Annotated in this window: 22 protein-coding genes; 12 read left to right on the top strand and 10 right to left on the bottom strand. The window is 60.3% G+C overall.

Going from position 1 to position 23,272, the window contains the following annotated elements:
* Positions 1-36: 36 nt before the first annotated feature.
* Entirely contained in the window at positions 37-1,290 is a 1,254-nt protein-coding gene (locus tag MOP44_RS10730) for an MFS transporter (RefSeq protein WP_260796030.1), read from the bottom strand.
* Positions 1,287-2,753 carry a M20/M25/M40 family metallo-hydrolase gene (locus MOP44_RS10725; RefSeq protein ID WP_260796029.1) on the bottom strand — a complete coding sequence of 489 codons (1,467 nt, stop codon included), beginning with the start codon at positions 2,751-2,753 and terminating at the stop codon, positions 1,287-1,289. The genes MOP44_RS10730 and MOP44_RS10725 overlap by 4 nt, the downstream gene beginning before the upstream one ends.
* Before the next feature lie 118 nt (positions 2,754-2,871).
* Here MOP44_RS10725 and MOP44_RS10720 point away from each other — a divergent pair, with 118 nt between their 5' ends.
* Entirely contained in the window at positions 2,872-3,783 is a 912-nt protein-coding gene (locus MOP44_RS10720) for a VOC family protein (protein ID WP_260796028.1), read from the top strand.
* A 121-nt stretch (positions 3,784-3,904) separates the two neighbouring features.
* Positions 3,905-4,783 carry a creatininase family protein gene (locus tag MOP44_RS10715; protein ID WP_260796027.1) on the top strand — a complete coding sequence of 293 codons (879 nt, stop codon included), beginning with the start codon at positions 3,905-3,907 and terminating at the stop codon, positions 4,781-4,783.
* Positions 4,784-4,912: 129 nt separating this feature from the next.
* Here MOP44_RS10715 and MOP44_RS10710 read toward each other — a convergent pair whose 3' ends face one another.
* The gene (locus tag MOP44_RS10710) at positions 4,913-5,389 is read right to left on the bottom strand and encodes a DUF6036 family nucleotidyltransferase (protein WP_260796026.1); all 477 of its coding nucleotides are present in this window, start codon (positions 5,387-5,389) and stop codon (positions 4,913-4,915) included.
* A gap of 222 nt (positions 5,390-5,611) precedes the next feature.
* Between MOP44_RS10710 and gatB the strand changes: the two genes are divergently transcribed.
* Positions 5,612-7,090, top strand: a complete 1,479-nt coding sequence (gene gatB / locus MOP44_RS10705) for an Asp-tRNA(Asn)/Glu-tRNA(Gln) amidotransferase subunit GatB (protein WP_260796025.1) — start codon at positions 5,612-5,614, stop codon at positions 7,088-7,090.
* Here gatB and MOP44_RS10700 read toward each other — a convergent pair.
* Positions 7,087-7,386, bottom strand: coding sequence for a helix-turn-helix domain-containing protein (locus tag MOP44_RS10700; protein WP_260796024.1), 300 nt, complete (start codon positions 7,384-7,386; stop codon positions 7,087-7,089). The two genes, gatB and MOP44_RS10700, sit on opposite strands and share 4 nt — an antisense overlap.
* 89 nt (positions 7,387-7,475) lie before the next feature.
* Here MOP44_RS10700 and MOP44_RS10695 point away from each other — a divergent pair, with 89 nt between their 5' ends.
* Positions 7,476-7,853: a VOC family protein gene (locus MOP44_RS10695; RefSeq protein ID WP_260796023.1), complete on the top strand. Its 378-nt coding sequence runs from the start codon at positions 7,476-7,478 to the stop codon at positions 7,851-7,853.
* A gap of 8 nt (positions 7,854-7,861) precedes the next feature.
* On the opposite strand, the gene MOP44_RS10690 is transcribed toward MOP44_RS10695, so the two are convergent.
* Both MOP44_RS10690 and MOP44_RS10685 read right to left on the bottom strand, forming a co-directional pair.
* The gene (locus MOP44_RS10690) at positions 7,862-8,233 is read right to left on the bottom strand and encodes a carboxypeptidase-like regulatory domain-containing protein (RefSeq protein WP_260796022.1); all 372 of its coding nucleotides are present in this window, start codon (positions 8,231-8,233) and stop codon (positions 7,862-7,864) included.
* Complete coding sequence (locus MOP44_RS10685) at positions 8,230-8,430, bottom strand: hypothetical protein (RefSeq protein WP_260796021.1); 201 nt, start codon at positions 8,428-8,430, stop codon at positions 8,230-8,232. Before MOP44_RS10685 ends, MOP44_RS10690 begins: the two co-directional genes overlap by 4 nt.
* Positions 8,431-8,602: 172 nt before the next feature.
* Between MOP44_RS10685 and MOP44_RS10680 the strand changes: the two genes are divergently transcribed.
* The 3 genes from MOP44_RS10680 to MOP44_RS10670 all read left to right on the top strand — a co-directional run bounded on the left by MOP44_RS10680 (position 8,603) and on the right by MOP44_RS10670 (position 11,832).
* A complete protein-coding gene (locus MOP44_RS10680; protein ID WP_260796020.1) occupies positions 8,603-10,039 on the top strand; it encodes a M28 family peptidase in 1,437 nt (478 codons plus the stop codon).
* A 57-nt stretch (positions 10,040-10,096) separates the two neighbouring features.
* Positions 10,097-10,915, top strand: coding sequence for a rhomboid family intramembrane serine protease (locus MOP44_RS10675; protein WP_260796019.1), 819 nt, complete (start codon positions 10,097-10,099; stop codon positions 10,913-10,915).
* 161 nt (positions 10,916-11,076) lie between these two features.
* The gene (locus MOP44_RS10670; protein WP_260796018.1) at positions 11,077-11,832 is read left to right on the top strand and encodes a TylF/MycF family methyltransferase; all 756 of its coding nucleotides are present in this window, start codon (positions 11,077-11,079) and stop codon (positions 11,830-11,832) included.
* Positions 11,833-12,211: 379 nt separating this feature from the next.
* On the opposite strand, the gene MOP44_RS10665 is transcribed toward MOP44_RS10670, so the two are convergent.
* Positions 12,212-12,424 carry a hypothetical protein gene (locus MOP44_RS10665; protein WP_260796017.1) on the bottom strand — a complete coding sequence of 71 codons (213 nt, stop codon included), beginning with the start codon at positions 12,422-12,424 and terminating at the stop codon, positions 12,212-12,214.
* 281 nt (positions 12,425-12,705) lie between these two features.
* Here MOP44_RS10665 and MOP44_RS10660 point away from each other — a divergent pair, with 281 nt between their 5' ends.
* A complete protein-coding gene (locus tag MOP44_RS10660) occupies positions 12,706-15,444 on the top strand; it encodes an FG-GAP-like repeat-containing protein (protein WP_260796016.1) in 2,739 nt (912 codons plus the stop codon).
* On the opposite strand, the gene MOP44_RS10655 is transcribed toward MOP44_RS10660, so the two are convergent.
* Positions 15,431-15,910: an HNH endonuclease gene (locus tag MOP44_RS10655; RefSeq protein WP_260796015.1), complete on the bottom strand. Its 480-nt coding sequence runs from the start codon at positions 15,908-15,910 to the stop codon at positions 15,431-15,433. The genes MOP44_RS10660 and MOP44_RS10655 overlap by 14 nt on opposite strands.
* A gap of 292 nt (positions 15,911-16,202) precedes the next feature.
* On the opposite strand from MOP44_RS10655, the gene MOP44_RS10650 reads away from it, so the two are divergent.
* The gene (locus MOP44_RS10650; RefSeq protein WP_260796014.1) at positions 16,203-17,498 is read left to right on the top strand and encodes a glucoamylase family protein; all 1,296 of its coding nucleotides are present in this window, start codon (positions 16,203-16,205) and stop codon (positions 17,496-17,498) included.
* Between the two features lie 81 nt (positions 17,499-17,579).
* Entirely contained in the window at positions 17,580-19,640 is a 2,061-nt protein-coding gene (locus MOP44_RS10645) for a DUF2075 domain-containing protein (protein ID WP_260796013.1), read from the top strand.
* 12 nt (positions 19,641-19,652) lie between these two features.
* On the opposite strand, the gene MOP44_RS10640 is transcribed toward MOP44_RS10645, so the two are convergent.
* Entirely contained in the window at positions 19,653-20,447 is a 795-nt protein-coding gene (locus tag MOP44_RS10640; RefSeq protein WP_260796012.1) for a hypothetical protein, read from the bottom strand.
* Positions 20,448-21,026: 579 nt separating this feature from the next.
* On the opposite strand from MOP44_RS10640, the gene fabD reads away from it, so the two are divergent.
* A complete protein-coding gene (gene fabD, locus MOP44_RS10635; protein ID WP_260796011.1) occupies positions 21,027-21,971 on the top strand; it encodes an ACP S-malonyltransferase in 945 nt (314 codons plus the stop codon).
* Positions 21,972-22,013: 42 nt separating this feature from the next.
* Complete coding sequence (locus tag MOP44_RS10630; RefSeq protein ID WP_260796010.1) at positions 22,014-22,421, top strand: YybH family protein; 408 nt, start codon at positions 22,014-22,016, stop codon at positions 22,419-22,421.
* A gap of 331 nt (positions 22,422-22,752) precedes the next feature.
* Here the strand turns inward: MOP44_RS10630 and MOP44_RS10625 are convergent, their stop codons facing one another.
* Positions 22,753-23,253, bottom strand: a complete 501-nt coding sequence (locus MOP44_RS10625) for a hypothetical protein (protein WP_260796009.1) — start codon at positions 23,251-23,253, stop codon at positions 22,753-22,755.
* Between the last annotated feature and the right edge of the window lie 19 nt (positions 23,254-23,272).

Raw genomic sequence — 23,272 nt, 5'->3', positions numbered from 1 at the left:
ACCAGTCGGATGAATCCTATAGGCGCACCGCCAAGATCACGAACTTGCCGCCGCCGGGCTGGCAGGCTTGGCCGCATTCAAGGTCAGCAGCGCCCCCGCGCCCAGGCAAGCCGCAATCGACCACAATCCAGCCACGTAGCTGTGCGTAGCATCGTGCAGCCACCCCATCGCGTACGGGCCCGCGAACGCACCCACCGCACCCACTGAATTTACAAATGCAATCGCCGCACCCGCCGCCTTGCCGCTCAACCGGCCGGTAGCCACGCTCCAGAAGATCGGCAACGACGACAGCAACCCCATGGCCGCCAGGCAGAAACTGGCCACCGCGCCGCCAACCGAATGGAAGTACCCCGCTGCCGCAAAGCCCATTCCCGCCGCAAAAAACAGAGCCGGCAGCATGCGATACCCGCGCCGATGACTGGCCCAGTACATCGCCAGCGCACCCATAGTGAACGTCAGCGTCGCCCACCATCCCGTAGACAGTGCGGTCGCTCCGCGTGCCACCAGAATCTTCGGCAGAAAGAAACTGAGCCCATACACTCCGGAGCTCCACATGAAGTACGCCGCTGCATCTCCAGCCACCTTCACCCGTGTACTACCTGAGCCCACGCGATGCACAGCCTCATCATGCGAGAGATCCTGGGCCACCCTCTCCTTCTCTTGCTGCGACAACCATGCAGCCGAAGCTGGTCCATCCGCAAGCGCCCACCACGTCGCAAATCCAAGCAGCACTGCCGGCACGCCTTCCAGCAGAAACACCCATTGCCAACCCCGCAACCCGGCGAACTGATCCATCAGCAAGATATGCGCAGAGATCGGCGAGCCCACTATGTTGCTCAGCGGAAACGCCAGCAGGAACAACGCCAGCACCCGCGTCCGCTGCGGCCGCGGCAGCCAGAAGGTGAAGTAGTAAATCACGCCGGGATAAAAGCCCGACTCGGCAATCCCCAGCGCCGCGCGCAGCCCGATGTACACGCCGGAGTTCGGCACAAACGCCGTGCCCATCGACACCACGCCCCACACCATCATCAGCATACCCAGCCAGCGCCGCGCGCCAATCCGCGCGAGGAGCAAATTGGCCGGCACCTGAAACAGGCAGTAGGTAAGAAAGAACACGCCCGCCGCAAAGCCATACATGCGATCGGAGATGCCAAGGTCGCGATTCATGGTCAGCGCTGCAAAGCTGATGTTCACGCGGTCGAGAACCGCAACCGTGTAAAGCAGCACCAGGAATGGCACCAGCCGCCACGTGATCCTGCGATACACGGCCTCCGACGCGGCAACGCTCATCTGTCACCTACAGCCTTCGCAAACGCATAAAGGAACTGCAGCGACTTCCAATACGAATCCACCGGCAGCCTCTCGTCCTGCCCGTGCGCGCGATCATCGTCGCGCTCCAGCGCAATAGCCGAGTAGCCATACGTCGCATAGCCCGCCTGCGCGAAGTAGATCGAATCGCTGGCGCCATTCTCCATCACCGGGGTCACCGGTACTCCCGGCCAAATCGCCTGCGTGATCCGCGTCAGCGGCTCCATCACCTCAGGCATCGGCGCAACTGGAACAATCGCCTTCCGCTCCGGCGCGACATCAGCGACGACCGTGCCCGCATCAGAAACATACTTCACCGTCAGCTTGGAATCCCCGAACAATTGCACAAGCTGCTGCCGAATCTCCTCCGGTGAGTGCCCTGGAAAAATCCTGCAATTCACGTTCGCCTGCGCGCTCTGCGCCAGCGCGTTATTCGCATGGCCCGCGGCCAGCCGAGTCGCCACGCACGTCGTGCGGAAGTTCGAATTGAAGCTCGGCTCCGCGCTCAGTCGTTTCGCCGCCTCCATATCCGGCGGCGAAGCAAGAATCGCCCGAATGTCCGCCGACGTCTGCCCAGACTCCTGCTTCTCCAGGTTCTGGAAATACGTGCGCGTCACATCATTCAGCTCGAACGGAAAGCTGTACGCTGCAAGCTTGTTGATCGCGGTCGTCAGCTCGTAGATCGCGTTATCCGGCCGTGGGCGCGAGCTATGCCCGCCAGGATTTGTCGCCGTCACCTGGTAATCGGCGTAGACCTTCTCCGTCGCCTCCACATCGGCAACCACCGCACGGCCATGATCCAGTTCCACGCCACCCGAATCAGGATTGATCACATAGGCCGCATCCACTAGGTCGCGATGTTCCTTCAACAGCCATATCGGGCCGTTGAACTTGCCGCCCTCCTCGTCCGCAGTCAGCGCCAGAATTAGATCGCGCTTCGGCTTGTACCCCTCACGATGCAAGCGCAGAAACGTGGCCACCAGTCCCGCATCGGAGTCTTTCATGTCCTGCGTGCCGCGCCCGTAGTAGTACCCATCCTTCTCCACAAACTCAAACGGATCGGTATGCCAGTCCGACCGCAGCGCCTCCACCACATCCATGTGGCACAGGAAGAGCACCGGCTTGGCATCAGACGTCCCCGGCGCGCGGTAGCGGATGATGAGGTTCAGCTTGTTCTTGTCCGGCCCCAGCAGCTTCACGTCCTCGCGCGGAAACCCCGCGTCCAGAAAGCGCTTCTCCATCGCCTCGTTGCCGGCCGTAACGCTGCCCTTCGGCGTGTCCGTCGTGTTGATTTCGATGAGCTGCTTGAAGATTTCGCGGGCCTCGGCCTTATCGGCAGCCGACAGCGGAGCAATCTCTTGTGCCATCACAAGTGAAGATGCAGCAAAAAGTCCAAGGCACGCCAGGCGGGCAACTCTGGGGAAGTCCGATCGCAAGAAACGCATGGCGGCATTGTACCCGTCGCGCGTAACATCGCGCCCTGTTCCCCTTCGAGCGCTCTTCCGCATTGCGCGCCCCGCCAAACCGATTTATCGTGGTGCGGTCAGCCAATCTGAGGTGCCCATGCGTCTGCAAACAATCCTCCCTGCCTTGCTGCTTTCCACCGCCATCTGCGGCTTCACCCAGAGCGGTCCGGCCCGCCCCAAAATTACCGGTGTCTCGCACCTGGCGATCTACACGTCCAACCCCTCCGCCACCGAGCACTACTACACCTTCACCATCGGCGCCGCAAAGATGGCCGACCCCGAGAACCCCAAAGGCGTCAAGTACGCGCTGAGCGGCACACAATATGTCGAAGTACTGCCCCTGCCTGCGAACGCCGGTGTCAACCGCATGGATCATGCGGCCTTCAACACCGACAACGCCGAAGGCATGCGCAAATACCTCGCCGCCAAAGGCTGGCAGGTGCCCGCCTCCGTCACCAAAACCTCCGACGGCAGCCGCCGCTTCCAGGTGCTAGACTCCGAGGGCAACAAGATCGAGTTCGTGCAGCCGCCGGCCAACGCCAAAGTCGACGCCCCCAACGCCATCGGTCACCACATCATCCATGTCGGCTTCGTTGTGCATGATCGCACCAAAGAAGACACCTTCTACCGCACGCTGCTCGGGTTCCGGCCCTACTGGTTCGGCGGCATGACCGACGACAAGATCGACTGGATCAGCCAGCAGGTTCCCGACGGCCACGACTGGGTCGAATACATGATGAACAACAGCCCCAACATCTCGCAGCAGACCCTTGGCGTGCTCGACCACATCGCCATCGGCCAGAACTCCGTCGACGAAGGTTTAAAGACGCTAAAGGCCGGCAACCGCCTCGAAGGCGTGCGCGCCGACTCCTCCACCAAGATCGGCAAGGACGGCAAGGGCCAGTTCAACATGTATGACCCCGACGGCATCCGCGCCGAGCTCATGAACCTCAAAGCCACCGAGAAGCCCTGCTGCTCGCCCTTCACCGCACCCGACCCATCGGAATAAGGCTGGCCATCAGCACTCGTTATCATCCTGAGCGCAGCATGCAGTGCGGAGTCGAAGAATTTGCGGTTGTTCTTTGGCGCCTGAAGTTCACACCAACCGCCTTGCGCCACTTGAGGGGCCCATGTTTAAAAAGATCGCACTCACACTCGTCGTCTCGCTCATCGCCGCCACCGCCGCTCAATCGCAAAAGCTCTCCCCGCACTGGGAAGAACTCACCGCACCCGACTTCGTCCAGGCCATCCATCAAGCGCAGGGCGTCTGCGTACTGCCCTTCGGCATCATCGAAAAGCACGGCCCCCACCTGCCCCTCGGCACTGACCTGCTCGACGTCCGCTATGCCGTCTCCAATGCCGTGCAACAGGAATACGCTGTCGTCTTTCCGCCGTATTACTTCGGCCAGATCTTCGAGGCGCAGCAGCAGCCCGGCACCGTCGCCTACTCACTCTCCACCCAGCTCACACTGCTGCAAGAGACCGTTAAGGAGATGTCTCGCAACGGCTGCAAGAAGGTCGTCATCGTCAACGGCCACGGCGGAAACAATTCGCTCCTGCCGTTATTCGCGCAGGCACAGCTCGCCACCCCGCGCGACTACGTCGTCTACGTCTTCGGCCTGCCGAATGAGAATGTGCCCGGACGCCCCGCCATGAGGTCCGACCCCAAGAACGACATGCACGCCGGCGAAACCGAGACCGCCAACATGCTCATCGCGCGCCCCGACCTCGTCAAAATGGGCCAGGCCGACTCGCAGTCCGGCGCCGACCAGCACCGCCTTAGCCTGCCCGACAACGTCTACACCGGCATTTGGTGGTACGCGCGCTTCCCCAACCACTACTCCGGCACAGGCTCCGCTGCCACAAAGGAGCTCGGCGAATTCGACCAGAAAACCTGGGCCAGCCAGATCGCCAACGCCCTCAAAGCCATCAAAGCCGACAACGACAGCCTCCGCATCCAGAACGAGTACTTCGAAAAGATCTCCCACCCACTGGATACGAAGCAGTAAAACTCACGCGCGGCCGGATTTGGCTACGCTGGCCGCGCTAAAACCCCGATGTGCCCTCCGCAGCCGCCCTAAGCCCTGAAATCCTCACCAAACACAACCCCGTAATTAATCTAGCCTAAGCCCCATTTCTCAGCCCTTCCCGTGCTGGCTAGCCTCGCGAATTTCTTCAACGTCCGCCAGATCGCGCAGACGTCCCGCCGCGATCTTCGATGCGATCAAGTCTTCCCGAGAAATGAAGAATGCCTTCTCTCCGCTGGCTGGATCAACCAAATCTTCGATCCGCCGTTCCCATGCCGCGTCGAAATCCACGCCGTCAACTGAGCAAAGAACGTCCACGGCAACCGGCGGCTGTCCGAAGCGAAAGAATTTGGTTGGGTCGGCAAGATCGCGAACATTGATGCTCTCGAGCGGTGCGCCAAATGCCGCCAATGCGCGATAAACAGCCTCGGCGTTGGCCGAATCTGCCTTGATCAGAATGTCAAGATCTTTCGTCGCGCGGGGCTGCGAATGCAATGAAACCGCATAACCGCCCACGATCAGATATTTAACGCTGTGGGCGTTGAAGGCAGACAGGAGTGCGATGAAGTCTGGGAACACTGGGCGCATTTCCCTTCAGCGCGTATGCAGCGAGTGTGATTTCGGCAACTGCGCTCATTCTTTCGTGTACTGGCCTGCTTTGCCAATATCGGTACTCGTCTGCCTTCATTTCTTTCAGGCTAGTGTACTTGCGAACCGTCTTCTCCATATCTGATTGTCCGTGCAACTCCTCCTAACGCTCAAGCCGCAGTGTAACTCTCCACCACCCGCACCCCGCGCTAAAATTTATCTATGCCCTCCGCAGCCGCACTAAGCCCAGACATCCTCGCCAAATACGAGCCCGTCATCGGCCTCGAAGTGCACGTCCAGCTTCTGACCGAAACCAAGATCTTCTGCGGCTGCGCTAACAAATTCGGCTCTGGGCCCAACACCAACGTCTGCCCCGTCTGCCTCGGCCTCCCCGGCTCGCTCCCCGTTCTCAACCAGAAAGCGGTCGAGTTCGCCACCAAGGCCTCGCTCGCCATCAACTGCACCGTGAACCCGCGCTCCATCTTCGCGCGCAAAAACTACTTCTACCCCGACCTGCCCAAGGGCTACCAGATCTCGCAATACGACAAGCCCATCGCCGAGCACGGCTGGATCGAAGTCCCCACCGCCCAGGGTGGCACGAAGCGCATAGGCATCACCCGCCTTCACATGGAAGAGGACGCCGGCAAGAGTCTCCACGACGGCCTTCCCGATTCCGCCAAGTTCACCTCGCTCGACCTCAACCGCTGCGGGACGCCATTGTGTGAAATCGTCTCCGAGCCCGACATCCGCACGCCCGAAGAAGCCTTCGAATACCTCACGCGCCTCAAGGAGATCCTCCTCTACACCGGCGTCTCCGACTGCAATATGGAAGAAGGTTCTCTCCGCTGCGACGCCAACGTAAGCGTCCGCCCGCGCGGCCAGGAAAAGTTTGGAACCAAGGCCGAGGTCAAAAACGTCAACAGCTTCCGCTTCGTCCGCGAAGCGCTGCAATACGAGATCGAGCGCCAGGTCGAAGTCCTCGAATCCGGCGGCCGCGTCCTCCAGGAAACCCGCCTTTGGAACGCCAACGAGGGCCGCACCTACTCCATGCGTTCCAAAGAGCAGGCCCACGACTACCGCTACTTCCCCGAGCCCGACCTGCCTCCGCTAATCCTCTCCGCAGAATTCCTCGCCGCTCGCCAGCAGGAGTTCCCCGAGTTGCCCGAAGCGCGCCGCGCGCGCATGATCGCCGAGTACGACCTGAATGAAAAGGACGCGCGCACCCTCACCGCCTCTCGCGAATTCGCTGACCGCTTCGAAGCAGCCGCGAAGACCGCGAAGAATCCGCGCCGCGTGGCAAACCTCCTCCTTAGCGAAATCGGCGGCCGCCTCAACGCCCTCGGCCTCGATCAGGAAAGCTCGCCCGTCTCCATGGCCGGCATCGTCCTTGCCGCCGACTTGCTCGACGCGGGCTCCATCAGCTCCAAGCAGCTTAAGGGCCTGCTCGACATCGCCTTTGAAAAAGGTGAAGACTTCCCCGCCGTCTACGAACGCGAGAAGCCGCAGCAGATCTCTGACACGTCCGCGCTCGAAGCGATGATCGATCAGGTCATCGCTGAGAATCCCAAGCAAGTCGAAGCGTATCGCGCCGGCAAGAAAACGCTCGCCGGCTTCTTCGTCGGCCAGATCATGAAGGCTTCGAAAGGGCAAGCCAACCCTGCGCTCCTCAATGAGCTTGTGACGAAGAAGCTCGAGGGCTAGCCGCGCGCTCCATCGCGCCAGGGGCTGCGCACCGTGTACTTCGGCGTGGCCGTCACAGTCTGCTTCTTCACGACGAGCAGCTTCCGCTTCAGCAGCCATCGCACCGCTGCCTGCGCAGAGCTTCGCGAAATCCCGATCGATTCAGCCATATCTTCATAGCTGACCTGCACGTCGCTCTTTCGCCGGGCCTGCTCCGCTGCCAGCCATACATACAACAGGAAAGCGGCCGGCTTGCGATCGTGCCCCACCAGGTCGCGCATCAAGACGTCGGTAATGTAGTCATCCAGTACCGGCATAGCTATACCGACTACTACTATAGCAACGCCTGCCTCATTGATTCCGGTTCGGCGGATGGCTATTCTCGCCACAGTGGAGGGCAGCAGTCATGATTCGAGGCATCAAGTTCATCGGCATCCCCGTCTCCAACCAGGACGTCGCGCTTAAGTTTTACACTGAATCGCTTGGAATGAAGGTCCTTACCGACCAGCCATTTACCCCGACCCAGAGATGGATCGAGTTGACCATTCCCGGCGCAGATTCCGGGCTCGCGCTCTTCACGCCGCCCGGTCGCGAAGACCAGATCGGGAAGTTCCAGTCTGTCTCGTTCTGGTGCGATGATGTCTTTGCCACGGCTGACGCCATGAAGAAGAAAGGCGTGACTTTCATCAAGGAGCCTGCGGCCGAATCCTGGGGAACGGCCGCCGTTTTCAAAGACCCCGATGGAAATCAGTTCGTGCTTTCAAGCAAGGACAGGAAAAAATGATCCGACCGTTACTTCAGCTTCAGCTCCGTCTCCACGTCTTTGCGTGTGTCCCACGAGCTGATGGTCTTGGTCGGGCTCTTCTTGCCTTCCTTCTCGGCCCAAAGGTCGAAGTCCTGTGACATATCAACCTGGGCAAAGCGGAAACGCCCGTCCTTCGTCGATGTATAGCTGCGAATGGCCTTGGTCTTCGTATTGCGCAGGAATACAGTTGCCCCCACAACCGCGCCTGACTCCGCATCCATAACCGACCCGTTTACCACGCGCTGCCCTATATTCTGCGCCTCGGCAGAAGGCACGGCCATCCGGCTGGCTATGGGAGCAAATCCCAGAGCGGCCGCAGCCAGAACAACACCCGCTACCAGACGTGTGCGATATCTCATTCTTCCTCTTCCTCTTCCTCTTCGGTGTAGTCTTCGTCATCCTCTTCGTCATCCTCACCCACGCGGGACAGCTCTAAAGGATCGACCGCAACTACTTCATACTCGGTCCCGCACTCTTCGCACGAAACCACATCGCCTTCTTCCACCTCATCAAGTTCAATATCGAGATCGCTCTCGCATTCAGGGCAGCTCGCCATGACCCAAACCTCTCTTTCCCAAAATAGACCTTGCAGCGTCGTACTGTAGGATTGCGTTTACTTGGAGTTCGACTCCGCTAGTTTTAGATGGATGCCCCCCGTAGGTCAAGAGGGCACCCGCCTTCGATTGCTCCCCAGAGAGTTGAAAACGCCCCTCCCAGGAGAACTCATTATGCGCCTCGCTCCCCTGCTTGCTGCCTTTGGAATCTTCATTTGCGCTCAGTTCTGCGACGCTCAGCCCGACTACATGCGGCAGGCACGCCCGTTCGCCGCCGCACCCGCCAATCCGGCCATCGCCCGCGCTATCGCCAGCGTTGACTCGGCCCGCATCCGCCAGATCATCGAAAAGCTGGTCAGCTTCCAGACCCGCAACTCCCTTTCCAGCATGGAAACCGATCTCCCCGCCGGCACTGGCATCCAGCCCGCCGCCGACTGGATCTACGATCAGTTCCAGCAGATCTCCACCGCTTGCAATGGCTGCCTCGACGTCCGCCGCGACACCTTCACAGCCGATCCCAAGAGCACTGAAGGCACCCAGTGGGCAAAGCGCATCCCCAGGCCCACGCGCATGACTAACGTCTACGCCATCCTGCGCGGCTCTGACTCCGCTCAGGCCAACACCATGTACCTCGTCACCGGCCACTACGATTCGCGCAACACCAACGTGCTTGATGACCACGGCTTCGCGCCCGGCGCCAACGACGATGCCTCCGGCGTGGCCGTCTCCCTCGAATGCGCTCGCGTACTCAGCAAGATGAAGTTCCCTGCCAGCCTCGTCTTCGTCGCCGTCGCTGGAGAAGAACAGGGCCTCGTCGGCTCCGCGCACTTGGCCAAAGTCGCCAAAGAGCAGGGCTGGAATCTCCTCGGAGTGCTTAACAACGACATCGTCGGCGGCAACACCACTCCAGGCGACACCCTCCAGCTCAAAGACCGCGTTCGCGTGTTCTCTGAAGGCGTTCCCGTCTCCGCCACCCCCGAGCAGGCCCGCCGCATTCGCGCCATCGGCAACGAGAACGACTCGCCCAGTCGCGAGCTTGCCCGCGCCATGCAGGAAGCCTCGCAATCCTACTTCCCCGCCAAAACCCGCACCTCCTTCGATGCTTTTCTGGTTTCCCGGCCCGACCGTTATCTGCGCGGTGGAGATCATAGCTCCTTCAATCGTGAGGGCTTCGCCGCCGTACGCATCACTGAGTGGCGCGAAGACTACAACCACCAGCACCAGAACGTGCAGCGTGACGCAAATCCCGTGCTCGGCGACCTTGTGGACTTTGTAGACTTCACCTACGTCGCAAAGGTTGCCCGGCTCAACGCCGCCACGCTTGCTACCCTCGCCTCCTCTCCAGGTGAACCCCAAAAGGTGCAAATCGACGCGGAGAAGCTCGAGAATGGCACCACCCTCAAATGGGAAGGCGCTCCCGGCAAAGTCGATCATTACGAGCTGCTCTGGAGAGACACCATCATGCCCGACTGGCAGTACGTAAAGAAGATTTCCCCCGCTGCCAACAACGGTCCGCTTACCGTCACCGTGCCCATTTCCAAAGACAACGTAATCTTCGGCGTTCGCGCCGTCGACGCCGCCGGCCACCGCGGCATCGTGGTCGTCCCTTAACCCTGTCAGTACGAACAGAATGACACCGCCGCGTCGCTCGCGTTAACCTGAACAACGATGGCCAGAATGGGCTCAATGCCGTTTGGGTTCCCCGAATTCAAGGGAACCACCCGAAAGCTGCTACTCGCAAACCTGATCGCGTACTTCGCCCTTCTGGTTATCGGCTTCACCGCGCCCGCTATGGGCCGGATGCTCTTTGGCATCCTCTCGTTCAACCCGCCGCTCTTCCTGCATGGCTACTTGTGGCAGCCCTTCACCTACAGCTTCATCCACGTCGGAATCACCCAGACTCTCTTCGAGCTGCTCTCCCTCTGGTTTCTGCTCGGCTTCCTCGAGCAATACCGAGACTCAGGCTGGCTCACCGGCCTCTACGCCTCTTCCGTCCTGGGCACCGCCCTCACCGCCGCGGCCACATACGACATAGCCGACCGCCTCGGGCGCGGCGTCCTCCCCTCCTCCGTGCTTTTTGGCTGCTTCGGCGGAATCTTCGGCCTTCTCGTCGCCATCGGTGTGCTCTACGGCGAAACCGAATTCATGATGATGTTCATCATCAACATCAAAGCCAAATACATGGCTCTGATCTACGCGCTCGTCGCGTTCGCCATGCTCTTCAGCCAAAGCTGGATCGTGGCCCTCTCCCAGCTCGGCGGCGCACTCGCCGGCCTGCTCTTCATCCGCTTCGCCCCGCGCAAAGGGCTCTCCTTCATGACCAGCGAATGGCTATACGGCCTTCGCAACCGCTACTATCGCTGGAAGCGCCGCCGCGCCGGACGCAAATTCGAGATCTACATGAAGAAGCAGGGCCGCACCGTCCGCCTCGACAGCCGCGGCCGCCAGATCGACGAAGACCACAACGACCGCTCCCGCTGGAACTGAGCGGCTGCTCTGTCTGTGCGTAATCCAGGATCGATCTGTCATGGCGCGCTCACTGTCGCCATGCTGGACGTGGTACCTTAGACGCATCCTCGACAAGCTCCTTCCTCTCGCAATACCAATCAGCCGGACGCTGAAACTCTTGCGGAAAGGATCAAATCAGCATGGGATTGGGAATCAGAACCTGGCTCGAACGGCGGGGAATTCTGCTTCTTCGCAAATCCGACTATCACGCTGATGGGGTTGCGGTGAGAGGCAAAAACCTCTCCGCGCTTTCGGAAAGCGCATTCGATCACGCCTACCACGAGTCCATCCGTCTGAATAGGGCGGGCTGGCCGAACGGAGTACCTGATGTTCGGTGGCGTGCTCACGTCTGCTGCTGGGCAGCCCGAAACGCTCTCTTACTGGAGGGGGATTTCGTTGAATGCGGCGTCAACACGGGTCTACTATCGCTGACCGTCGGCCATTTCCTGAACTTCGCAACGTTGAATCGAACATTCTGGCTCTTCGACACTTTCGAGGGTATTCCCGTAGAGCGAGTGTCGGCGGAGGAGAGGGCGCATGCCGCAGAGTTGAACGCGGTCTCCTATTTTGACTGTTATGACGTGGCCCGAAGCAATTTCGCACCATTCCCGAACGCCAGACTTGTTCGGGGAGTTCTTCCGGACAGCCTCGCAACAGCGCAGATCGAACGAATCGCATACCTCTCTATCGACCTGAATAACGCTGCCCCAGAGATAGCCAGCATCGAACGTTTATGGCCTAAGTTGTCGCCCGGTGCAATTGTTGTCCTCGACGACTATGCGTTTACTGACTACGAGACTCAACACCGCGCATGGAACGACTTTGCAGCCAGCAAGAATCGAATGATTCTGACGGTCCCTACCGGCCAGGGAATTCTCATTAAAGCAGATTCTTAATCAATAGTTTACCCGGATAACTGACTCGATAGATCCAGATTTCCCCTACCCTCATCCTCACCCGCAGCGCAACCGTAACCACCCGATGATTGAGCCGTCCCCTGCCGACTTTTTCGACTAGCTGTTCAACAGTGCCGAACGCCAGGAATCAAGTCGGGCTTCAACCCCCGGGCAACTACTTTGCCTCGGCGCCCGCCTTCAATTTTTCGCGGAGACTGAACTTCATACCGTCGTAGCCGCCCCGGTTCCCGCAATCGGTCAACCTACACACTCCCCCCTGGGATTGGCCAGTTCCACCCGGTGGCTGCTGCAACAATCTCGAACGACAGCTTCGGCCCTCATCATCTTTCTGCAAATCGACGAAAGCACCTGCGCGCCGCTACCTGGCATTGCCTTCGCGCTCGCATGTGTGACCGTTGTAGAACTCCAATGCAAGCTCGTAATGTGAATCGAATCTGCTCAAAACGTTGGTCGACCTGTATTTTTCGCCTTCCACGTCACCGTTCTCGAAGGAATGTCGATACTCGCCCATGATTGCCCCCAGCTTCGCAGCGGCCTCCTCGCGATCACCCAGCTCGATTATGGTCTTCAATCACGCCGCCCCTAACCTTCCTTCCGCGGCCCATTGCCCCCGTGTGGACTTTGTCACATTCCAACGTACCGGTGATCACGGTGTCTTCCAATCATGATGCGTAAAATCTCCCCCGCGAATCGAGCTAAGGGAGGGACGCCCTCATGTGCGGAACGACCACTCAGCCGCTCTCAGCGTTGTTTTCAGCATTTTTGCTTTGGAGTGCGTGTTGCGCACCGTGGGCCAGCGCGCAGGCTGTTAGCACCACCGTGGATCTTCAAGTGACGACCGCGGGGGGTGCGGTGGCGAGCTCAGTTTCCCTCGGGGACGTGCTGACACTGACGGCAACCGTGAAGTCCGGATCGACACCGCTGACCAGGGGATTGGTTAACTTCTGCGATGCGGCGGCTGCATATTGTACAGACGTTCACATTCTGGGCTCGGCCCAGCTCACATCTGCGGGCACGGCAGTGCTGAGGTTGCGGCCTCGGCTGGGTGAAAACAGCATCAAGGCAGTGTTTGCGGGTACGCGAAGCTATTTGCCCAGCACATCGCCAGCCTCCACCCTGAGCGTGACGGACGGCGCGACGTCCACCTCGATTACGCAGAGCGGAACGGGGCGGCAGGGGATTTATACCCTCAAGGCGAGCGTTACGGGATCAGCAAGCCGGATCGCGCCGACGGGGAAGGTGTCCTTTGTCGATCGATCAGATGCCAACGCGGTTCTGGGAACTGCCCAGTTGGGAACGGGCACGCTGGCGCAGAGCTTCACCATCGTCAATGCCCCTAGGATTGGTGGTGCGAAGGTCGTCGGGGACTTCAATGGGGACGGCATTCCGGATGTGTTCGTCAAAACGAAAGAAAGCTCGGGAAGCAATGTCTCAGGTTGGCGGACAATGATGCTGGGCAACGGAGATGGCACATTCAACGCGCTGGGAACTTCCCAAGACGATATTCATGACGACATTGGTCACACGTACTGCATGGCAGTGGGAGACTTCAACGGAGACGGCAATCTTGATGTTGTGATCAGTGCCGCAACCCTCGTCTTCCCCTCCGGGGATGTCGGCCCACTTAAAGTGCTCCTGGGCAAGGGCGATGGAACGTTCGGACCGGCGATTGACGTCCCGATAACAATAAACGATAACGATTATGTCAGGGGCATGGCGGTGGCGGACTTCGATGGAGACGGCATGCCTGATCTCGCGGTGTCCCACATGCAAACGACGTCGGGTATATTGCTGGGAAATGGTGACGGCACCTTCCGCGCGGAGGTTACGTTCCCGACGGGTGGGCTTAGCCCCCTAGGGGTGGGAGACTTCAATGGCGACGGCAACCTAGATATAGCTGGTTCACTTTATCCACCCCCTGACTCGGAAGTGGGCATATTCATGGGCAAGGGCGACGGTACCTTTTACGCGACCCAAGACACGGGCGAACACCCGGGCTATTCTTTTTATCTAGCCGTTGCGGACTTCAACCAAGACGGTCTCCTGGACTTGGATGCGGGGGTTTCGGGGGATTCGGTGGGGCAATGGGTGCTTCTTGGGGAAAGCGGCGGCGGCTTTAAGAGGGCGTCCTATACCTCACCACTCGCCTCGTTGATAGGGGATTTCAACGGGGACTCCATAGCGGATCTCGCGGGAAGTAAATATGTGAATTACCACGAAGTCTCTTTCATACTCCCGGCCAACGGAGACGGAACGTTCGAACCGGCGATCGATATCCCGGGAGAAGTCAACCTCCGTGATGGGGCGGACTTCAACGGGGACGGCATCGAGGATTTCGAAGCCGAGCTGACGCAGTACCCTGGGGGCATGGGCGTGGTAATCAACAAGCTAACTACGACCGCCACCGCCACGCTGAGCGGCATCCGCGTCCCGGCTGGGCATCAGGTCAAGGCCGTCTATGAGGGCGATGCGCTGTACGCCGAAAGCAGTTCCGACACGATATCCCCCGTTTCCCCGCCCTGGGGCGCGATCAGTCAGGCCATGGATGCACGGACACACTCGAAAACCGTCGCCCAGGCAGACACGCTGGTGGTCGGGGGCTGGGCATTAGACCTGCCGGATAGCTCTCCTGTGAACACGGTGCAGGTCCTGATCGACGGAAAAGGTGTAGGCAACGCCACGTTGGGTCTGCCCCGTCCCGATGTGGCTGCTGCTTACAACAATCCTGCCTATCTGAACTCCGGCTGGACCTTCACCTATCCGGCATCGGGGTTGTCGCTGGGAAAACATACGGTTTCGGCGGTGGGCTACGATTCTCTAGGCCTTGCAGGGAGGCTCGACCTAACCACCTTCACCGTTGCTACTACGAGCGTCGGCTCGCCCTGGGGCGCGATCAGTCAAGCCATGGATGCGCGGACACACTCGTCGACCGTCGGCCAGGCGGATAATCTGGTGGTCGGGGGCTGGGCACTGGACCCGCAGGACGGGGCTCCCGTGAGCAGGGTGCAAATCTTGATCGACGGAAGCGACGCGGGCAATGCCACATTGAGTCTGGCCCGTCCCGATGTAGCTGCCGCTTACAACAATCCTGCCTATCTGAACTCCGGCTGGACCTTCACCTATCCGGCATTGGGGTTGTCGCTGGGGAAACACACGGTTTCGGCTGTGGGTTACGACTCACTAAACCTTTCGGGGATGTTCAGCACAGCCACCTTCACAGTGGCTACTACGAGCGTCGGTCCTCCGTGGGGCGCGATCAGTCAAGTCATGGATGCGCGGACACACTCGAGGACCGTCAGCCAGGCGGATAATCTGGTGGTCGGGGGCTGGGCACTAGACCCGCAGGATGGCGCTCCCGTGAGCCGGGTGCAAATCTTGATCGATGGAAACAACGCGGGTGACGCTACTCTGAGCCTTTATCGGCCAGATGTGGCCGCCGCATACAACAACGCTGCATATAAATACTCCGGCTGGTCCTTGACCTACGCGGCTTCGGGATTGTCGTTGGGTACGCACACGGTTTCAGCTGTAGGCTACGATTCGCTCGGCCTGTCAGCGACCATTGGTAGGGCCACCTTTACGGTGCAATAGATCGCCCCCCTGCCCTCATCCTCACCCGCAACTCCACCGTCACCACCCGATGACACCTTAAGCACAGCGTCCGGATATTCTCCAGATCGCACTCTCCGCCGCCTTCGGCCACCGGCACAATGTGATCCGCATCCCACAAGCTCTTCCGCGTCCGCGTCTTCAATCCCCAGTGCTTCAGCAGCTCTGCACGCCGAGTCCCTCGCGAATACCGCAACTGCCGTTCCGCCGCCGGCGCATCCACCCCGCAGCACGCGCAGACTCCCCGATCCCGCTCAAACACCTTGTCCCGCACATAGCCCGGCTGCGTCCGCAGCTTCCACTCATGCACGCAATAGGCGGAACAAAACGTATACCTCCGCGGCGGAACCTCCAGCGAGCACCAGCGGCAGATCCCTCGTCCATTCGGCCCGCGCGGTCCGGCCTTCCGATCCACCCAGCCGCCCTTCATCACCCGCCGCAGACTCATGCTTCAGTTCTAAACTCCCCATCATCCGCACATGGATCCCACCCGCTTCCCGCGCACCAGATCCGTCATCCCCGCCGCTTTCCGGTATCCGGAATTCTTAAGAAATGTTTCCTTGCCGCGCGCCTCCATCCCTGTCATCCTGTTCACATCACCAATTGCCGTTGTCTGCACTCATAGGTGCGCCGGGGTTCCGGGAGGCGGAGTTTCCGCTGGACCGGAGGAATGGGGACCCTCGGCTTGAGATCGTTGCACGTCTGGGCCGGCCGGTGACTGAACTGGGGATTCAAGCAACATGCCGATGCTCGATCGGCGTCAGGTCCTGCGGCTTATGGCGCTGACCGCTGGCTGCGCAGTCGCGCCGGCCAGCCTTGCCTTCGCGGGCCAGGCGCTCCGTCTCAATCGCGACGACGACGCCTTCCTTGACGACCTGATCCGTCAGGGCTGTCTCTACTTCTACGAGCAAGCCAGCCCCAACACCGGCCAGGTCCTCGACCGCGCCCGCAACAACCTCAAAGGCGCCCGCGATCCCCGCCGCCTGGCCTCCATCGCCGCTACTGGATTCGGCCTCACCGCCCTCTGCATCGCCGACAGCCATGGCTACCTTCCCCACGAAGAAGTCATGGAGCGCGTCCGCACCGCCCTCGACTGGCACCTGAACCGCATGCCCCAACTCCGCGGCTTCTTCTACCACTTCACCGACGTCGAAACCGGCGTGCGCTGGGATCGTGTCGAACTCTCCTCCATCGACACTGCCATCCTTCTCTGCGGCGTCCTCACCGCCCGCGCCTATTTCTCTGACGCGAAGATCCAATCCCTAGCCCAGCAGATCTACGAGCGCGTCGACTGGCCCTGGATGTTCAACGGTGGGCCCGCCTTCTCCATGGGCTGGAAACCCGAGTCCGGCTTCCTCTCCGGCCGCTGGAACCACTACTGCGAGCTGATGATGATCTACCTGCTCGCCATCGGCTCACCCACGCACCCCGTCTCGCCCGATACCTGGAAAGCCTTCTCGCGTCCGCGCATCCAGTACGCCGGCTTCAACTACATCAGCGGCAACGACCCCATCTTCACCCACCAGTACTCGCACGCCTGGTTCGACTTCCGCCACAAGCGCGACGGCTACACCAACTACTTCCAAAACTCCGTCACCGCGACCCGCGCACACCGCGCCTTCTGCCTCTCCATGCCCAAGTGGTATCGCGACGATCTCTGGGGCATCACCGCATCCGATTCCATGCGTGGCTACACCGTCTGGGGCGGCCCACCTTCTCGGGGCATGATCGACGGCACCGTAGTCCCCTCCGCCACTGCTGGCTCGCTCCCCTTCCTACCCACCGAGTGCCTCCGCGTCCAGCGCAATCTCCGCGCGCGCTTCGGCAACAAAGCGTGGGGCCGCTATGGCTTTGTCGACGCCTTCAACCCATCAGCCAACTGGTACAACCCCGACGTCCTCGGCATCGACCTCGGCATCAGCGTCCTCATGGCCGAGAACCTCCGCACCGGAATGGTCTGGCAGACCTTCATGCGCAACCCCGAAGCCGACCGCGCCATGCAACTAGCCGGCTTCCAACCCGACAACCTGGCCTGATCGGCAAACACGCCCGCAGTCGTAGGGCGGACCTTCCGAACCCGGATCAACAATCAGCAGCGCACCAGGTACTATGAATCGGTGCCATCCTTCCACCGGTCCACCTTGGGTGAATTCCTCTCGCTATCCGACGAGCAGATTCTCGCTCGTCTTTCCATCGGTTACGCTCGTCGCGGCTACACCAGTCAATACACCGACCAAACGCTCACCTGGAAGAGCGACATCGGCTCGCTTCGTTCCGCTCTCCAACATTGCGTTGAAGAGCACCCCGACGCCACCAACTGGGGCATCCTCTTCGAGTACTCCATCCCTCGGAAAGAACTTCGCATCGACATCGTTCTGCTGATCGCAAATAACATCGTTGTCCTCGAGGCGAAGTCCGGAAGCGCTTTCACCGAGGCACGCCGCCAAATCGAGGAGTACGCACTCTTACTGCACTATTTCCATAAAGCATCGGCCGACCACCGCATCTTTCCAATCATCGTTTCGCCCCATGCCAACGAACCCGAACTCGATCCAATCCGGCAGATGGAAATGTTCCCCCAACTCGCCACCTACTGGATAGCGAACGTAATGAAGACTCCGTGGGAGAGCCTCGCCAACGTTCTTCTTGCAGTCGCCCGCAACGGACGCGAGCAGCTTCACCCGGAACAATGGGACGACAGCCCCTATCATCCCGTGCCCACCATCATCGAAGCTGCAAAACAGCTGCGGACGGGTTTATCTATCCGCGAGATCGCGCACTCTGAAGCGTCTGAGCATGAGATCGAAACAGTCCGCGATACGATCCAGAAGTACGTGGACGAGGCGAGGTCTCAAAAGAAACACATCATCTGTTTTCTTACCGGAGTCCCCGGATCGGGCAAAACGCTGGTCGGCTTGAGCCTCGCTCACCTGGATAGCGCGAACACCTCGGATGCCGTCCATTTCATGAGCGGCAATGGACCGCTCGTGAAGGTGCTTCAGCACCTGTTCACGCAGGAGAGCCGTAAAACCGGCGACAGTGCACCTGACGCCCGCGTTAAAGCAAAGACTCTGATTGAGAACGTGCATGTTTTTGCCCGATACCACACAGAAGACAACCTCGGCGTTCCGTCAAACCACGCCGTCATCTTCGACGAAGCCCAACGTGCATGGAACCGCGCGCAGAACAAAAAGAAGTTCAATCGAGATTACTCCGAACCCGAGATGCTTCTGAATATCATGGAGCGGCATCGGGACTGGGCGGCGGTCATCGCACTCGTCGGTGGCGGACAAGAAATCAATGACGGCGAAGCCGGTCTTGAAGAGTGGGGCAAGGCCCTTGCCGAACGCCCGAAAGACTGGACCGTCTATGCATCTCCTGAGGTCTTGCAGGGTGGCGCATCCACCGCGGGGCATCGTCTCTTTGAAGGTGACTCATCACAGACAAGGGTTCTCACGAATGAGTCTCTGCATCTTCGAACCTCCAATCGTAGCCTTCGCGCTGAGAAGCTCGCGCAGTGGGTCAACCATGTCCTTGACGGTCGTCCCAAGGATGCATCTGCGCTTGAAATCGCAAAGCGCTTTCCGATCTTTCTCTCGCGCGACCTGCAAGAGGTTCGGACCTGTCTACGCCGTCAGGGGATCGGTGGAAACCGCTTTGGACTAGTCGGATCCTCGGGAGCGGCTCGTCTTCGGGCTGAGGGTCTTGAACCCAGTTCCAGCTTTCACGCTGAATACCCGTGGGAGCACTGGTATCTCGCGGATCAGGCGGACGTCCGTTCCAGTTTCCAATGCGAGGTGTTCGCGACGGAGTTCGAAATTCAAGGTCTCGAACTCGACTGGATCGGCCTCTGTTGGGGAGGTGACTTCATATGGAGCGACTCTCATCGCAACTGGCAATTGCGCAACTTCCGCCCCGGCTCTACCAATCGATGGATTCAGATCAAGAATCCCGACAAGCAGACCTTCCGCCGCAATGCCTATCGCGTTCTCCTGACCCGGGCAAGACAAGGCATGGTCCTCTTCATCCCGCCAGGTTCCTCGGAGGACCCTACTGTCAGCTCAGTGGAGTTCGACGCAACTGCCGACTATCTCATGCGCTGCGGAGTCATGCGGCTGAATGAGGCCGCGCTCGGATCCTCCACGCAACATCGCGAGAACCTGCTGTTCGCTCTTTGAATGCGTCCACCCTCACTCCCGCTCGAAGACCTGAATATTCGGCTTCCTGCGCCCGGGAATCTGCGTCGTGATCGTCAGACTCTTGCCATCCGGCGCAACCTCCACCTGTTGCATGTCCAGAACCTTGCCGTTGATCTTGTCCGTCAGTTCAACCGATTGGGCGCTCAGCCGCCTTCCTGAAGTGGCGTAGCCCGCCGGCAGATTAGGCCCCTCGGCCGTATAGTCCTTGCCGTCGAACTTGATGTTCTTCGTCATCTTCTGCGCCGGATTGATGAACGAGAGCCCATCTCCCGCATACGTCTCAATCTGCATCTCGAACGAAGAGTTGACCTGCTCCTCCGTGCTCTCCCAGGTTCCCGCAAAGCCTGAGCCGCCATCGATCCGCGTGTACTTATAGAGCAGATCCGTCGTCGATCCGTCTGCTCTGTAGCCGGTGAAGTGGTCCGTGAGCGTGTTGCCGTCATCCGAGAGTTCCCAGATCGCCGAGATCGTCACTGTGCCGCCCGTCTTGCGCACCATCTTCCAACGATGCGGAGACAGCACAGTGATCGCGAATGTCGAGCCGAACAGGCCTGGCTGATCCGTGCCGTTGGCCACGATGGTCTCCGTGTTGTCGCCGGAAAAGTTCAGCATGTATGTATTTGGACCGGCTTCCGTCACCTTCATCTCGTCCGTCAGCTTGCTCTTTGCAGGATTCATCTTCCAGGTCCCAGCCATAGGATCGGTGGCCGCACCCGCGGCGGCAGCACACATCGTGGCGGTGAACAGGCAAACGGCACCAAGTCGACCAAAAGATCGCATGTCCATTGAGTTTCTCCAGGCGTGAGGGAAATTTGTTCCGCGTCCTGGAGCAAGCACGTCCAAGACCTATCTCAAGCCCCCATCCTGCCCCGAGCGCGGAACGTCTCAAACCGGCCTCCGAGAAATGCAAGTCCCGCATCCACGGTGCAACCCGCCGCCCATGGCCACAGCCAACTGCAGCTAGTGCACCGCAAGCAATGCTGGAACTGTCCGCAAAAGCGCGATGTTGTGCCGAAACCGAACACCGGACGAGAGCGGGTGCCCCATCCAAGCTCTGCTTGGGTGGGAGGATCTCCATCCAGCCCAGATCCCTGGCGACTCGTCTCTGTCGCGGCACAACACCGCGAACCTCATTCCAGCTCGGATGGCGCCGAAGGCGCAGTTAGCCGCACCGCAGGTGCCGAATGGCGCCGAAGGCGCAGTTAGCCGCACCGCAGGTGCCGAATGGCGCCGAAGGCGCAGTTAGCCGCACCGCAGGTGCCGAATGGCGCCGAAGGCGCAGTTAGCCGCACCGCAGGTGCCGAATGGCGCCGAAGGCGCAGTGGCCGCACCGCAGGTGCCCGGAGCGATAAAATTCTCTACGACATGAGTACGAACATCGCCTTTCTCTTTCCGGGACAGGGATCGCAGGCCGTCGACATGGGCCGCGAGCTGTCCGAGCAGTTTCCCGTCGCCAAACAAACCTTCGCAGAAGCCGACGAAGCCCTCGGCTTCTCCATCTCGAAGCTGTGCTTCGAAGGACCCGAATCGGACCTCCGCCTCACCGAGAACACCCAGCCCGCTATCCTCACCGTCAGCGTCGCCGCCTTTCGGGTTCTCGCCGAGAAGGGCATCAAGCCGACCCTGGCCGCGGGACACTCGCTCGGCGAGTGGTCCGCGCACGTCGCCGCCGGCACGCTGAGCTTTGCGGACGCGGTCCGCTCCGTGAAGGCCCGCGGCAAGGCGATGCAGCAAGCCGTCGCACCCGGACAGGGCGCCATGGCCGCGGTCCTTATGCTCGATCCCGCGCTGGTGGCTGAAGCCTGCGCCCAGGCTGCCGCCGAAACCGGCCAGACCGTGCAGGCCGCCAACCTCAATTCGCCCTCGCAGACCGTCATCTCCGGAGCGGCGGCCGCCGTTGAAAAAGCCGCCGCCCTCTGCAAGGAGAAGGGCGCCAAGCGCGCTGTCATGCTCCCCGTCAGCGCGCCGTTCCACTGCGCGCTCATGCAGCCGGCCCAGGAGGAAGTCGCCCGCGTCCTCGACGCCCTCACCCTCAATGACCCGCAGGTGCGCGTGGCCGCAAATGTCACCGGCACCCTCGTCACCACGGCCGCAGAAGCCAAAGATGCCCTCATCCGCCAGGTCACCGGCGCTGTCCGCTGGGTGGATTGCGTCAAGGCCCTCGTCGCTGTCGGCGCCGGCACCTTCATCGAGGTCGGACCCGGCAAAGTCCTCACCGGCCTCATGAAGCAGATCGATTCCACGCAAAAGGCGCTCAACGTCGAAGACGCAGCCAGCCTCGACAAAACCCTGACGGAGCTGAAGGCCTAACCGCCTTCGGCATGCCTCCCACCCCCTACCCCCGGAGACCCCATGAGCCACGCGGAAGCAGCCGTTCGCGAAGCAGAGCAGCAGTGGAACGCAGCCATCCTGCGCCGCGACGTCGCGGCGGCTAAGCAGTTCATGGCCCCCGAGTACCAGCTTCTGGTCGGCATCGAAGGCCGAGACCTATCGCGTTTCCCGCTAGGTGCGTGGCTCGCCGCCCTCCCAAACTACGTCATCCACCGCCAGGTCATCCACGACATGAACGTATCAGTCTGGGGAGACGTCGCCGTCGCCACTCTGGCCTACTCGCAGGACGCCGACCCGTGGAACGGCCGCGACATCTCCGGCAATTTCATGATCACTGACGTTTGGGTCCTCCGCGACGGTCGCTGGCTCGTCGCGGAGCGCCACTCCTCACGCCTCGAAAAAGCTCCGTCAGCTCAGCCAAGGGCGTAGGGAAAGAGCACTACTTCACAGATTGGTCATTCCCAATCGGTCGTGACCACCATCACAGCCCCAATCCACTAAATCCGCTACGCTTATAAACGTAGGCCGTGCTGTGTTCCGACTTCAAAGCACAGGGAGAACCGCGGGGGAATAAGCAGAAGTTTACTAGACAATTAGCTACCCCTCCCCCTGTTTTTGCTTCTCCATCTCTTCGCTTTTTGCGAATATTAATCGAACTAAATTTAACAAACCAAGCGACTTATGCGCAAAACCTTCCCTACAGAAAACCATATCCACAAAATGTGGAAAAATTCGGCGATGTTACTAGACCGTTAACATCCTACGGACCCAGATACAGCTCCACCGGCGAGTAGCTCAGTGTCTTGGCCTTCGGGTCGTAGGCCAGGAAGAGCGGCTTGCTCTTGCGCTGGTTGATGTAGACGCCGACCACCAGCACGTTCCCGGCGAAGCGGGCGGCGGCAATGTCGTGGTGCTTGATGGCGCCGTAGTCGTTGTCGTGGCTGGTCGGGCTCCAGTCCTCCTGGAAGCGGGCGAAGGTATAGCCCTGGTCCGGAGCGTTCTGCTGCTGCCATTTGGGGTTGTGGATCCAAACGCCGTAGGCCGCGGCCATGTCGTTCTTCTCGACGTCGGTGAGGAAGGTGTTGATCTCGGAGCGGCCGCGCATGTGGGCGAACCAGTGCCAGGGCCAGTCGATGGGAAAACCGGAGACGATCCAGCCCAGGATGACCGCCGCCGTGAAGGCCGCCACGCATGAATATGCGATAACGCGCTTGCGGCGATCCTTGGCTTCGTCGAATCGGGGTGCGTCGAGCAGGGTCATGATGCGGGCTCCAGTGGGA

This window comes from Occallatibacter riparius, from assembly GCF_025264625.1.
In the GTDB taxonomy this organism is placed as follows: Bacteria; Acidobacteriota; Terriglobia; order Terriglobales; family Acidobacteriaceae; genus Telmatobacter; species Telmatobacter riparius.
The sequence above is the reverse complement of the archived record's forward strand: the minus strand, read 5'-3'. Positions and strand labels throughout refer to the sequence as shown.

Bases quoted from the DNA above. Each gene is read 5' to 3' on its own strand.
- MOP44_RS10730 (WP_260796030.1), bottom strand. From the start codon at position 1,290: ATGAGCGTTGCCGCGTCGGAGGCCGTGTATCGCAGGATCACGTGGCGG.
- MOP44_RS10725 (WP_260796029.1), bottom strand. From the start codon at position 2,753: ATGCGTTTCTTGCGATCGGACTTCCCCAGAGTTGCCCGCCTGGCGTGC.
- MOP44_RS10720 (WP_260796028.1), top strand. From the start codon at position 2,872: ATGCGTCTGCAAACAATCCTCCCTGCCTTGCTGCTTTCCACCGCCATC.
- MOP44_RS10715 (WP_260796027.1), top strand. From the start codon at position 3,905: ATGTTTAAAAAGATCGCACTCACACTCGTCGTCTCGCTCATCGCCGCC.
- MOP44_RS10710 (WP_260796026.1), bottom strand. From the start codon at position 5,389: ATGCGCCCAGTGTTCCCAGACTTCATCGCACTCCTGTCTGCCTTCAAC.
- gatB (WP_260796025.1), top strand. From the start codon at position 5,612: ATGCCCTCCGCAGCCGCACTAAGCCCAGACATCCTCGCCAAATACGAG.
- MOP44_RS10700 (WP_260796024.1), bottom strand. From the start codon at position 7,386: ATGCCGGTACTGGATGACTACATTACCGACGTCTTGATGCGCGACCTG.
- MOP44_RS10695 (WP_260796023.1), top strand. From the start codon at position 7,476: ATGATTCGAGGCATCAAGTTCATCGGCATCCCCGTCTCCAACCAGGAC.
- MOP44_RS10690 (WP_260796022.1), bottom strand. From the start codon at position 8,233: ATGAGATATCGCACACGTCTGGTAGCGGGTGTTGTTCTGGCTGCGGCC.
- MOP44_RS10685 (WP_260796021.1), bottom strand. From the start codon at position 8,430: ATGGCGAGCTGCCCTGAATGCGAGAGCGATCTCGATATTGAACTTGAT.
- MOP44_RS10680 (WP_260796020.1), top strand. From the start codon at position 8,603: ATGCGCCTCGCTCCCCTGCTTGCTGCCTTTGGAATCTTCATTTGCGCT.
- MOP44_RS10675 (WP_260796019.1), top strand. From the start codon at position 10,097: ATGGCCAGAATGGGCTCAATGCCGTTTGGGTTCCCCGAATTCAAGGGA.
- MOP44_RS10670 (WP_260796018.1), top strand. From the start codon at position 11,077: ATGGGATTGGGAATCAGAACCTGGCTCGAACGGCGGGGAATTCTGCTT.
- MOP44_RS10655 (WP_260796015.1), bottom strand. From the start codon at position 15,910: ATGAGTCTGCGGCGGGTGATGAAGGGCGGCTGGGTGGATCGGAAGGCC.
- MOP44_RS10650 (WP_260796014.1), top strand. From the start codon at position 16,203: ATGCCGATGCTCGATCGGCGTCAGGTCCTGCGGCTTATGGCGCTGACC.
- MOP44_RS10640 (WP_260796012.1), bottom strand. From the start codon at position 20,447: ATGGACATGCGATCTTTTGGTCGACTTGGTGCCGTTTGCCTGTTCACC.
- fabD (WP_260796011.1), top strand. From the start codon at position 21,027: ATGAGTACGAACATCGCCTTTCTCTTTCCGGGACAGGGATCGCAGGCC.
- MOP44_RS10630 (WP_260796010.1), top strand. From the start codon at position 22,014: ATGAGCCACGCGGAAGCAGCCGTTCGCGAAGCAGAGCAGCAGTGGAAC.
- MOP44_RS10625 (WP_260796009.1), bottom strand. From the start codon at position 23,253: ATGACCCTGCTCGACGCACCCCGATTCGACGAAGCCAAGGATCGCCGC.